Raw genomic sequence first — 11,213 nt, 5'->3', positions numbered from 1 at the left:
CGGCGCCCCCTCCACCGGCCGCCTCATCACGCACGTGACGGACTCGGACATCCCGATGGCCGACTACGGCCACGGCCCCCGGGTGGACGACCTGCAGCGCGAGGAGGCCTGGGGCTCCCGCGAGGCCGCCGGCCTCGCCCCCGTCGAGGACGCCCGGGCACAGGACGACGCCGCCCCGGCGTCCACCGCGGTGGACGAGAACGGCCACTGGGTCGCGAGCGCCCCGCAGCCGGACCGCTCCCTGCTGACCCCTCAGCTGCGCGCCAAGATCGACGCCATCGCGGTGGCCACCCTCACCGCCCAGTTGCAGAAGCGCGGCGTCCAGAACGCGACCATCGACGGCCCGCGCCCGATCCACCAGGGTCGGCGCGTCCTCGGCTACGCCAAGACCCTGCGCTACGTCCCCAAGCGCGAGGACCTCTTCAAGGAGTTCGGCGGCGGCTTCAACGCCCAGAAGCGGGCCATCGACTCGGTGCAGCCGGACGACGTGGTGGTCATGGAGGCCCGTGGCGAGCACGGCACCGGCACCCTCGGGGACGTCCTGGCCCTGCGCGCCCAGGTGAACGGCGCGAACGCCGTGATCACGGACGGCGGCATCCGCGACTCCGCCGCCGTGGCCGAGGTCGGCCTCCAGGTCTACGCCGGCGCCACGCACCCGGCCGTGCTGGGCCGCCGTCACATCCCGTGGGAGGTCGGCGGCACCATCGCCTGCGGCGGCACCACCGTGCAGCCCGGGGACATCATCGTCGGTGACGACGACGGTGTGGTGGTCATCCCGCCGTCCCTGCTCCAGGAGGTCGTGGACGACGCCTACGAGCAGGAGCTCCAGGACACCTGGGCGTACGAGCAGGTCAAGGCCGGCCACCCGGTGGACGGGATGTTCCCCCCGAACGCCGAGTGGAAGGCGAAGTTCGACGAGTACCGCAAGACCCTGCCGGACGCCCCGGCCCCGGAGGGCGACGCCTGAGCATGCGCCGGACGGACATCGGAACGCTCGGCCTCGCCGGCACCCCCGTCTCCAAGGCGGACCGCGCCTACCAGGCGATCCTCGAGGGGATCAGGGACCAGCGCCACGAGCCGGGCGACCGGCTGGTGCTGTCCCAGATCGCCGCGGAGCTGGGCATGTCCGTGGTGCCCGTGCGGGAGGCGATCCGCCGCCTGCAGTCCGAGAACCTGGTCGCCTACGAGCGCAACGTGGGCGCCACCGTGGTGGGCATCGACCCGGTCGAGTACCGCCACACCATGGAGACGCTGGCGCTGGTGGAGGGATTCTCCACCGCCCAGTGCGCCCCGCACGTGACCGCCGAGGACCTCGCGGCGGCCCGCGACGTGAACGCGACCATGCGCGCGATGACGGAGTCCGAGGAGGCCTGGGACCCGGTGGCGTTCACCGAGCTCAACCGCCGCTTCCACTCGATCCTGTTCGAGCATCACCAGAACGCGCATGTGCACGACCTGGTGCACCGGGGCTGGAACCGCCTGGCCGCGCTGCGCTCGTCCACGTTCGCGTACGTGCCCGGCCGAGCGGTGGCCTCCGTGGACGAGCACGAGCACCTGCTGCGCCTGATCGAGGACGGGGCGCGCTTCGAGGAGATCGAGGCCGCCGCCCGCGCCCACCGCCTGAACACCCTGCACGCCTACCTCGCCCACCAAGGAGAGCTCTCATGACCGAGATCAACGACCGCAAGCCCGAGGGCCTGCCCGACGTCCTGCGCCATTACATCGACGGCGAGTTCGTCGACTCGATCGACGGCGACACCTTCGAGGTGCTCGACCCGGTGACCAACGAGCCGTACCTGACGGCCGCCTCCGGCAAGGCCGCGGACATCGACCGCGCCGTCGCCGCCGCGAAGCGGGCCTTCGAGTCCGGCGAGTGGTCCCAGGCCCTGCCGCGCCAGCGCTCCCGCGTGCTGCACCGGATCGCCGACATCATGGAGACCCGCGGCGACCAGCTCGCCGAGATGGAGTGCTTCGACACCGGCCTGCCGATCAAGCAGGCGAGGGGCCAGGCCGCCCGCGCCGCCGAGAACTTCCGCTTCTTCGCGGACCTGATCGTGGCCCAGCACGACGACACCTTCAAGGTGCCGGGCCGCCAGATCAACTACGTGAACCGCAAGCCGATCGGCGTCGCCGGCCTGATCACCCCGTGGAACACCCCGTTCATGCTGGAGTCCTGGAAGCTGGCCCCGGCCATCGCCACCGGCAACTCGGTGGTACTGAAGCCGGCGGAGTTCACCCCGCTCTCGGCCTCCCTGTGGGGCGGGATCTTCGAGGAGGCCGGTCTGCCGAAGGGCGTGTTCAACATGGTGCACGGCTTCGGCGAGGAGGGCTACGCGGGCGACCCGCTCGTCAAGCACCCGGACGTGCCGCTGATCTCCTTCACCGGCGAGTCCCGCACCGGCCAGATCATCTTCGCCAACGCCGCCCCGCACCTGAAGGGCCTGTCCATGGAGCTCGGCGGCAAGTCTCCGGCCGTGGTGTTCGAGGATGCGGACCTGGACGCGGCGATCGACGCGACCATCTTCGGCGTGTTCTCCCTGAACGGCGAACGCTGCACCGCCGGCTCCCGCATCCTCGTGGAGCGCCCGATCTACGACGAGTTCGTGGAGCGCTACGCCAAGCAGGCGTCCCGTGTGAAGGTCGGCCTGCCGGACGACGAGGCCACCGAGGTCGGCGCCATCGTGCACCCGGAGCACTTCGAGAAGGTCATGTCCTACGTGGAGATCGGCAAGACCGAGGCCCGCCTGGTGGCCGGCGGTGGCCGCCCCGAGGGCTTCCCGGAGGGCAACTTCGTGCAGCCGACCGTGTTCGCGGACGTAAAGCCGGACGCCCGGATCTTCCAGGAGGAGATCTTCGGCCCGGTGGTGGCCGTCACCCCCTTCGACACGGAGGAGGAGGCCCTGCAGCTGGCCAACAACACCAAGTACGGCCTGGCCGCCTACATCTGGACCAATGACCTCAAGCGCGCCCACAACTTCGCGCAGAACGTGGAGGCCGGCATGGTGTGGCTGAACTCCAACAACGTGCGGGACCTGCGCACCCCGTTCGGCGGGGTGAAGGCCTCCGGCCTGGGCCACGAGGGCGGCTACCGCTCGATCGACTTCTACACCGATCAGCAGGCCGTGCACATCAACCTCGGCGAGGTCCACAACCCGGTGTTCGGCAAGCAGGAGTCCAAGGAGACCGGCGACGCCTGAGCCTGACCCCTCCCCCGAGCGCTTTCGTTCGAGAAACGGACGGCGTGTCGCCCCCTTTCGTGCGGGAGATGCACACCCGTCACGACGCCGGCCCCGCACCCCCACGTGGAGGTGCGGGGCCGGCGTCGTCCCGGGCTGCAGCGCCACCGCCCTGCCCTTCCACCCCACCGCATCGGCCGCGTCCCGGCCCACTTCCCAGCGGACGCCGGATCATATACGATCCATTCCCGAGCGTGGCCTGCACCACACTTCCTCCCGCCGCGCGGACCCCGGCCCGCCGGCACCGCCTGAACCAGGAGAGACCATGAGCAACCTCGAGTCCCGCAAGAAGACCTCCTCCGGCTTCTTCGTCACCGAAGAGGCCCCCATCACCCCCGCGAACCCGCTGCCGACGCCGAAGGCCGAGGCCCCGGACATCCTGCGCTGCGCGTCCATGGAGCTCGTGGTCACCGACCTCGCCGCGTCCCGCCACTTCTACGTGGACGTGCTCGGCCTGGTGGTCACCGAGGAGGACGAGGAGACCGTCTACCTCCGCTCCATGGAGGAGTTCATCCACCACAACCTGATCCTCCGCAAGGGCGAGACCGCCGCCGTCGCCGCATTCTCCTACCGCGTGCGCACCCCCGAGGACCTGGACAAGGCCGTGGCCTTCTACACCGAGCTCGGCTGCCGCGTGGAGCGGAACACGGACGGCTTCGTGAAGGGCGTCGGCGACTCCGTGCGCGTCGAGGACCCGCTGGGCTTCCCCTACGAGTTCTTCTTCGAGACCGAGCACGTGGAGCGCCTCGCCTGGCGGTACGACCTCTACACCCCGGGCGCCCTGGTCCGCCTGGACCACTTCAACCAGGTCACCCCGGACGTGCCCCGCGCCGCCAAGTTCATGCAGGACCTGGGCTTCCGCGTCACCGAGGACATCCAGGACGAGCAGGGCACCGTGTACGCCGCGTGGATGCGCCGCAAGCCCACCGTGCACGACACCGCCATGACCGGCGGCGACGGCCCCCGCATGCACCACGTCTGCTTCGCCACCCACGAGAAGCACAACATCCTGGCGATCTGCGACAAGCTCGGCGCCCTGCGCATGTCCGACCACATCGAGCGCGGCCCGGGCCGCCACGGCGTCTCCAACGCCTTCTACCTGTACCTGCGCGACCCGGACGGCCACCGCGTGGAGGTCTACACCCAGGACTACTACACGGGCGACCCGGACAACCCCGTGGTCACCTGGGACGTGCACGACAACCAGCGCCGCGACTGGTGGGGCACCCCGGTCGTGCCATCGTGGTACACCGACGCCTCCCGCGTGCTGGACCTCGACGGCAACCTGCAGCCGCTGGTCTCCCGCACCGACGACTCCGAGATGGCCGTGACCATCGGCGCCGACGGCTTCTCCTACACCCGCGAGGACGAGGGCGAGGAGTCCATGCCCGAGTACAAGCAGGGCGAGTACAAGCTGGGGAACCAGCTCTGACCCGAGCGCGCTCAGTCGTCCGACTTCGACCCTCCCGACCCTCGCAGGGCCTCGGGAGGGTCGATGTCGGACGAGTGGACGCAGAGGCGGGGGCTCAGCGGGCGGAGTCCGCCTCGAGGCCCTCGGCGAGCGCGGCCCGCATGCCGTCGGCGTCCAGCCGCACGCCGAAGACCGGCCCGTCCGGCTCGAGCAGCGGGGCCGCGGCGGAGGGGCCCGGGACCGGGTCGAAGCCGAGCGAGTCCACGTAGGCGGAGGCGCGGGCCACGGCGTCGTCGTCGGAGCCGACCACGGCCAGGGCGCGCCGGCCGGCGGCGCCGTGCTCCCGCGCGTCGGCGAGCAGCTCCGCGTAGGCGGCGTGGTTGAGGGACTTGACCACGCGCACCCCCGGGGCGCGCGCGGCCCACACGTCCGCGTCCATGCGGTGCTCGGAGTCCGGCCCGTCCGTGTACTCCCACGCGTTGGTGGCGTCCACGACGACGCCGCGCGCGGCCGTCAGGTCCAAGCCCGCCAGGGCAGGCTGGGGCACGGCGAGGACGACGACGTCCGCCTCCTGGAGCAGCTCTGCCAGGGGCACGGCGCGGGCCTCCGGAAGGACGCTCTCCAGGACGAGGCCGAACACGGGGTCGTCGGGGCGGTCGGCGACGAGGATCCGGTGCCCGGCCTCGGCGGTGAGGCGTCCGATGGCCGAGCCGAGCTTGCCCAGGCCGATCAGGCCGACGGTCATGGTGTCATTCATGTTTGAAATAACCTCGGCCCCTGGGTTGTTGTTCCCGATGCAGGAAGCCCCGCATGAGACGGTCCCCACATCCGGGCGGCCGCGCATCGGCCAGGAGAGGCAGCACACCATGGACGTGGAGTTCCACATCGACACCTTCGGCGACCGCACCAGCACCCTGGACGGCGAGCTGGAGTCGCACGCGCAGGGCGTGCGCCACGTCGTCGAGCTGGCGGAGACCGCCGAGCAGGCGAGCGTCGACGGCATCACCATCGGCGAGCACCACCGCGACGACTACACCGTCTCCGCCCCGGACATGGTGCTGGCCACCATCGCCGGCCGCACCGAGAGGCTGACCCTGGGCACGGGCGTCACCGTGCTCTCCTCCGACGACCCCGTGCGCGTCTACGAGCGCTTCGCCACCCTCGACGCGCTCTCCTCCGGCCGCGCCGAGGCGATCGTAGGCCGTGGCTCCTTCACCGAGTCCTTCCCGCTGTTCGGCTACGAGCTCTCCGACTACGAGGAGCTGTTCGAGGAGAAGCTGGCCCTGTTCGCCGAGCTGCGCGCCGAGCAGCCGAACCCCGCGTCCTGGACCGGCAAGCTCACCCAGAACCTGGAGGACGTGGTCCTCTATCCGCCGCTGGAGGGTGCCGAGCCGCTGAAGGCGTGGGTCGCCGTCGGCGGCTCCCCGCAGTCCGTGATCCGCGCCGCCGGCCACGACCTGCCCCTGATGCTCGCGATCATCGGCGGCCCGTCCGCGCGGTTCGCCCCGTTCGCCAAACTCTACCGCGACGCGCGCGAGAAGTTCGGCCACGCGGGCGAGACGCAGGTGGGCTTCCACATGATCGGCCACGTCGCGGAGACCGACGAGGCCGCCCTCGAGCAGTTCGCCCCGCACTACCTGGAGCACCACAAGCGCCTCGGCGCGGAGCGCGGCTGGGGCTCCATGGGCATGGAGGGGCTGATGCACGAGGTGCGCCACTCCCTCATGGGCGTGGGATCCCCCGAGACCGTGGCCAAGAAGATCGCCCGCGGGATCGCCGACCTCGACGCGACCCGGGTGAACTTCAAGGTCCAGCACGGGCCCATCCCCCACGAGTACAACCGCCGCTCCGTGGAGCTGTTCGGCGAGAAGGTCATCCCGCTCGTGAAGGACATGCTGGCCGCGTCCTGACCGGGGTGGCCGACGACGACGCGGCGCCACCGCCCGGCGACCCGATCGTGACCCGGGCCACACGCCCGCGCCCCGCAACGTATACGATTGAGGGGGCGCGGGCGCCGTCGCTCCCCCGCCGACGCCGACGTCGTGAGGAGACATCGTGCTGGACCATGCCACCCATGTGAAGATCGCCGACGAGCTGTTCGAGGCCGGCCGGGCCGGCACGCCGGTCCCGCTGCTCACCGCACGGTACGCGGACATGGAGGTCGAGGACTCCTACGCGGTCCAGCGCATCTGGGCGGAGCGCCGCGTCGAGGCGGGCCGCCGCGTCGTCGGCCACAAGATCGGCCTGACGTCCAAGGCCATGCAGGCCGCCACCGGCATCACCGAGCCCGACTACGGCGTGATCTTCGACGACCAGGTCTTCGAGTCCGGCCACGTCTACGAGACGGCGCGCATCACCAACCCGCGCATCGAGATGGAGCTGGCCTTCGTGCTCAAGGAGGAGCTGCGCGGCCCGCACGTGAACCTCTTCGACGTCCTGCGCGCCACCGAGTACGTGGTCCCCGCGCTGGAGATCCTCGACGCGCACATCGAGCTGGCCGGCCGCACCATCGTCGACACCATCGCGGACAACGCCGCCCTGGGCTCCATGGTGCTCGGCGGCCGCCCCGTCGCCCCCGACGCCGTGGACCTGCGCTGGGTGGCCGGCACCCTCTCCCGCAATCAGACCATCGAGGAGACCGGCGTGGCCGCGGGCGTGCTCAACCACCCGGGCAACGGCGTGCACTGGCTGGCCAACCGCCTCGGCGAGCACGGCGACGCCCTCGCGGCCGGGGAGATCGTGCTGGCCGGCTCCTTCACCCGCCCCATGCACGTCTCCGCCGGGGACACCGTCACCGCGGACTACGGCCCCCTGGGCACCGTCACCTGCTTCTTCGCCTGAGCCGTCCGCACCCCGCCGACCGCCGCCCGCACCCCCGAGAGGACCCCCCATGCCCGTCCGTCTGAACGCCCAGCCCCTGGTCCGCGACCTCTTCACCCCCGAGGCGCGCGCGGCCCGGGGCGGCCGGCCCGCGGCGGGCATGTTCCTCAGCTCCGGCGACGTCACGGCCGCGGAGATCTGCGCCGGCGCCGGCATGGACTACCTCCTGATCGACGGCGAGCACGCCCCCCTCTCCCTGGAGAGCGTGCTCGCGCAGCTGCGCGCGGTCGCCGGCTACGGGGTGCCCGTGATGACGCGGGTGCCGTCCCTGGACGCGGTCCTCGTCAAGCAGTTCCTGGACCTGGGCGCCCAGACCCTGCTGGTGCCGATGGTCGACACCGCCGAGCAGGCCGCGGAGGCCGTGCGCGCAGTGCGCTACCCCCCGCACGGGGTCCGCGGCGTCGGCTCCGCCCTGGCCCGCTCGGGCCGCTGGAACCGGATCGACGGCTACCTGACGCACGACGCCGACCACGTGGGCCTGTTCGTGCAGATCGAGACCGCCGCCGGAGTGGAGAACGCCCGCGCCATCGCGGAGACGTCCGGCGTGGACGGCATCTTCGTGGGGCCCTCGGACCTCTCCGCGTCCATGGGGCTGATCGGGCAGCAGACCCACCCGGACGTGGTGGCGGCCGTGCAGTCCGTGATCGCCGCCGCCAACGCGGCCGGCACCGTGGTGGGCGTCAACGCGTTCGCCGAGCCGCAGGCCCGCGCCTACGCCGAGGCCGGCGCGGACTTCGTGAACGTGGGCGCCGACGTCGCCCTCCTGGCCCGCGCCGCCGAGGCCCTCGCGGACACCTGGTGCCCGGCCCCCGAGGCCGCGGCCGACGACGACGCCGGGTCCCGCGCGTCGTACTGAGGGGGCGCGCCTCCTCCCCCATCCCCACTGACTCGTCCGAAACCGACCCTCCGGTCTGGCCATCTGCGCTGACTCGTCCGAAACCGACCCTCCGGGGGCCTGCTGCCCCGCAGTGCGTCGCTTTCGGACGAGTCACCGCTGGGCGAGCCGAAGAATCCGTGCCGCCACAGGACCGAGGCCAGCGTGGACGTCGGCGGCCACGACCTTGATCACCGTCCAGCCGTGGTCGGCGCACCAGCGGTCCCGCCGGACGTCGCGCTCCTGCTGCTCCCGCGTCCGGTGCCGGGCGCCCTCGTACTGCACCACCACCCTCCACTGCGGGAACGCCAGATCCACCACCGGTCCCTTGGCGCCGTCCTCGCCCCACAGCCGCACCTGCACCTCGGGCTCCGGCAGGCCCTGATCCACCAGCCCCAGTCGCGTGCGGGTCTCCATGGGCGAGGCCACGTCCTCCCGCATGCGCTCCACGACCTTGCGCGCAGCCCGCACGCCGCGGAACCGGCCCCTCCGCCCCAGCGCCTCTCGGAGCGCTGCGGCCGAGTGCTCCCCCGGCAGGAAGCCGTGCTCGTCGTCCCAGCCGGGCGCCATGACCGCGTCCGCGACGACGACCAGGTCCTCCACGCTCAGCCGCGGATGCAGCGAGCACAGGTCCCACAGGGTGCGCGGCGGCGTCGTCACCCGCACCCCGGCCACCAGCGCGACGTCCAGCGCCGGGATGCCGGCCTGGTGCGCCACCAGTCCCCGTCGCCGGGTTCGCCCCGCTCCGGCGGTGAAGGTCAGGTGCACGTCCCGCTCGTCCGCCGCCCACGCGGGGAGGGGCAGCCCGTGCAGGCGCGCCGCAGTGGTGTGGGAGACGACGGCGTGCGGCACCATCCGCTGATAGGCCCGGACCTCCTCGGGCAGCCAGCCGCGCTCCGCCGCGGTCGCGTCGCCCGTGGAACTGGACGCGCTTCGGGGGCGGTGGATCCCGTGGGCGACGCGCCGCAGGTCGGGTGAGCGCACACGCTGAGCGGGAGCACCGGCGGCGAGGAGCTCCCGGGTGGTGAAGGGCCCGGAGATGAGAGAGTCCGGCAGGGCGAGGGGACGAAGGGGCATGACCCCACGGTGGACGGGACGAGGTGGTCGGACGTGGTCAGGACCGGACCGCTGGGGACGGCGGCCGGATCGTGGTGCACGGTGCAGGACCTGTCCGGGCCGGCGACACGCGCACAGCGTCGTCCGCACCGACCGACGCACGGCTGGCTCCGTCCGACCCCATGGTTCACTCGGCCGAAACCGACTCACTGAGGATGGGCGAGCTCGTGAGAGCGTCGAATTCGGCCGACTCGGCGCGGGGGCTGGGGCCGGCGACCGGGCAGGGCTGGGACGGTCGACTGCCGCGCCGTAGCGTGGCCCCATGCCCGTTCCCGCGCTGCAGCACCGCTTCGCCGACCGCCTGCCCGAGCTCGCCGTCCCGTGGCAGGCCCGGCCCGCCCCGGCCCCGACGCTCGCCGCGCTGAACGCGCCGCTGGCCGCCGAGCTCGGCCTGGACCCCGCATGGCTGGCGACCGACGCCGGGCTGGCGTTCCTCACGGGCACGGAGCCGGGACCCGGCGCGCGGCCCGTGGCGCAGGCCTATGCCGGCCACCAGTTCGGCTCCTACTCCCCCCTGCTCGGCGACGGCCGCGCCCTGCTGCTCGGCGAGCTCACCGCCCCGGACGGCACCCTCCACGACGTCCACCTCAAAGGGTCCGGCCTCACCCCGTTCTCCCGGGAGGGCTCCGACGGGCTCGCCGCGCTCGGCCCGATGCTCCGCGAGCTGGTGGTCTCCGAGGCCCTCCACGCGCTCGGCATCCCGACCACGCGGGCGCTCGCCGTCGTCGCCACGGGCGGCCCGGTGCGCCGGCAGCGCGTCCTGCCGGGCGCGGTGCTGGTGCGGGTGGCGGACTCGCACCTGCGCGTGGGCACGTTCCAGCACGCCGCGGCCCTGGTGCACGCCGGCCGCGCACCCGAGGACCTGCTCACCCGACTGGTCGCCGAGTCCCTGGAGCGGCACCATCCGGGCCACGCCGACGACGCCGCCCCCGCCCTGGCGCTGCTGCGGGCGGTGGTGGCGGCGCAGGCGGAGCTCGTGGCGCGGTGGATGCTCGTGGGGTTCGTGCACGGGGTGATGAACACGGACAACATGACGGTCTCCGGGCAGTCCATCGACTTCGGTCCGTGCGCGTTCCTCGACGGGTTCGACCCGGACGCGGTGTTCTCCTCGATCGACCGCGGCGGCCGGTACGCCTACGGGGCGCAGCCGCGGATCGCCCTGTGGAACCTCAACCGGTTCGCGGAGGCCCTGCTGCCGCTGCTCGCCCCGGACCCCGAGGCCGCCGTCGCGGCGGCGGAGGAGGCCCTGGGCGGTTTCGCCCCCGCGTTCGACGCCGCCTGGCAGGGCGGCCTGGCCGCCAAGCTGGGGCTGGCCCGCTCGGCGGACTCAGACGCCCTCGCCGCGGAGCTGCTGCGGCTCCTCGCGCAGGACCGCGCGGACTGGACGGCCTCGTGGGCGAACCTCTCCGGCCTCCCCCTTCCCGCGGACTGGCTCGCCCGGTGGCGGGCCCTGGACCCCGACCCGGAGCTCGCCCGCGCCGCGAACCCGCTGCGGGTGCCGCGCAACCGGCCCCTGCAGGCCGCCCTGGACGCGGCCGAGGACGGCGACCTGGCCGACGTCGAACGGGTCCTGGCGGCGGTGCGGGAGCCGTTCACCCCGCGGGCGGACGCGTCGGACCTCGACGTCCCCCCGGCTCCCGGCGCCGGCGGGGAGGCCCCGTTCGTCACCTTCTGCGGGACGTGAGCCGCGCGGCCG

General features: G+C 72.9%; 10 protein-coding genes. 8 read left to right on the top strand and 2 right to left on the bottom strand.

The window, feature by feature from the left end; translation table 11 throughout:
- The 4 genes from MHY29_RS03805 to hpaD form a co-directional block, all read left to right on the top strand.
- The coding region (locus MHY29_RS03805) for a fumarylacetoacetate hydrolase family protein (RefSeq protein WP_239238278.1) at nt 1-967 on the top strand (967 nt) is incomplete at its 5' end.
- Between the two features lie 2 nt (nt 968-969).
- Nucleotides 970-1,668, top strand: a complete 699-nt coding sequence (locus MHY29_RS03800; protein ID WP_239238277.1) for a GntR family transcriptional regulator — start codon at nt 970-972, stop codon at nt 1,666-1,668.
- Complete coding sequence (gene hpaE / locus MHY29_RS03795) at nt 1,665-3,197, top strand: 5-carboxymethyl-2-hydroxymuconate semialdehyde dehydrogenase (RefSeq protein ID WP_239238276.1); 1,533 nt, start codon at nt 1,665-1,667, stop codon at nt 3,195-3,197. Before MHY29_RS03800 ends, hpaE begins: the two co-directional genes overlap by 4 nt.
- Nucleotides 3,198-3,501: 304 nt before the next feature.
- Nucleotides 3,502-4,668, top strand: a complete 1,167-nt coding sequence (gene hpaD / locus MHY29_RS03790; RefSeq protein ID WP_239238275.1) for a 3,4-dihydroxyphenylacetate 2,3-dioxygenase — start codon at nt 3,502-3,504, stop codon at nt 4,666-4,668.
- Between the two features lie 94 nt (nt 4,669-4,762).
- On the opposite strand, the gene MHY29_RS03785 is transcribed toward hpaD, so the two are convergent.
- A complete protein-coding gene (locus MHY29_RS03785; protein ID WP_239238274.1) occupies nt 4,763-5,392 on the bottom strand; it encodes an NADPH-dependent F420 reductase in 630 nt (209 codons plus the stop codon).
- Nucleotides 5,393-5,513: 121 nt separating this feature from the next.
- On the opposite strand from MHY29_RS03785, the gene MHY29_RS03780 reads away from it, so the two are divergent.
- The 3 genes from MHY29_RS03780 (at nt 5,514) to MHY29_RS03770 (ending at nt 8,383) form a co-directional block, all read left to right on the top strand.
- Entirely contained in the window at nt 5,514-6,557 is a 1,044-nt protein-coding gene (locus MHY29_RS03780) for an LLM class flavin-dependent oxidoreductase (RefSeq protein ID WP_239238273.1), read from the top strand.
- Nucleotides 6,558-6,702: 145 nt separating this feature from the next.
- Nucleotides 6,703-7,488 carry a fumarylacetoacetate hydrolase family protein gene (locus MHY29_RS03775; protein ID WP_239238272.1) on the top strand — a complete coding sequence of 262 codons (786 nt, stop codon included), beginning with the start codon at nt 6,703-6,705 and terminating at the stop codon, nt 7,486-7,488.
- Between the two features lie 49 nt (nt 7,489-7,537).
- Nucleotides 7,538-8,383 carry an HpcH/HpaI aldolase/citrate lyase family protein gene (locus MHY29_RS03770; RefSeq protein ID WP_305080740.1) on the top strand — a complete coding sequence of 282 codons (846 nt, stop codon included), beginning with the start codon at nt 7,538-7,540 and terminating at the stop codon, nt 8,381-8,383.
- 132 nt (nt 8,384-8,515) lie between these two features.
- On the opposite strand, the gene MHY29_RS12375 is transcribed toward MHY29_RS03770, so the two are convergent.
- Nucleotides 8,516-9,478: a DUF559 domain-containing protein gene (locus MHY29_RS12375; protein WP_305080739.1), complete on the bottom strand. Its 963-nt coding sequence runs from the start codon at nt 9,476-9,478 to the stop codon at nt 8,516-8,518.
- Nucleotides 9,479-9,779: 301 nt separating this feature from the next.
- Here MHY29_RS12375 and MHY29_RS03760 point away from each other — a divergent pair, with 301 nt between their 5' ends.
- Nucleotides 9,780-11,201, top strand: coding sequence for a YdiU family protein (locus MHY29_RS03760; protein WP_239238271.1), 1,422 nt, complete (start codon nt 9,780-9,782; stop codon nt 11,199-11,201).
- Nucleotides 11,202-11,213 lie beyond the last annotated feature (12 nt).

The organism is Micrococcus sp. ACRRV (assembly GCF_022346985.1).
GTDB classification, from domain to species: Bacteria; Actinomycetota; Actinomycetes; order Actinomycetales; family Micrococcaceae; genus Micrococcus; species Micrococcus porci.
The sequence above is the reverse complement of the archived record's forward strand: the minus strand, read 5'-3'. Positions and strand labels throughout refer to the sequence as shown.

What these genes read in the sequence shown, in the direction of transcription:
- MHY29_RS03760 (WP_239238271.1), top strand. Translation starts at nt 9,780, where the DNA reads ATGCCCGTTCCCGCGCTGCAGCACCGCTTCGCCGACCGCCTGCCCGAG.
- MHY29_RS03800 (WP_239238277.1), top strand. Translation starts at nt 970, where the DNA reads ATGCGCCGGACGGACATCGGAACGCTCGGCCTCGCCGGCACCCCCGTC.
- MHY29_RS03785 (WP_239238274.1), bottom strand. Translation starts at nt 5,392, where the DNA reads ATGACCGTCGGCCTGATCGGCCTGGGCAAGCTCGGCTCGGCCATCGGA.
- hpaD (WP_239238275.1), top strand. Translation starts at nt 3,502, where the DNA reads ATGAGCAACCTCGAGTCCCGCAAGAAGACCTCCTCCGGCTTCTTCGTC.
- MHY29_RS12375 (WP_305080739.1), bottom strand. Translation starts at nt 9,478, where the DNA reads ATGCCCCTTCGTCCCCTCGCCCTGCCGGACTCTCTCATCTCCGGGCCC.
- hpaE (WP_239238276.1), top strand. Translation starts at nt 1,665, where the DNA reads ATGACCGAGATCAACGACCGCAAGCCCGAGGGCCTGCCCGACGTCCTG.
- MHY29_RS03770 (WP_305080740.1), top strand. Translation starts at nt 7,538, where the DNA reads ATGCCCGTCCGTCTGAACGCCCAGCCCCTGGTCCGCGACCTCTTCACC.
- MHY29_RS03780 (WP_239238273.1), top strand. Translation starts at nt 5,514, where the DNA reads ATGGACGTGGAGTTCCACATCGACACCTTCGGCGACCGCACCAGCACC.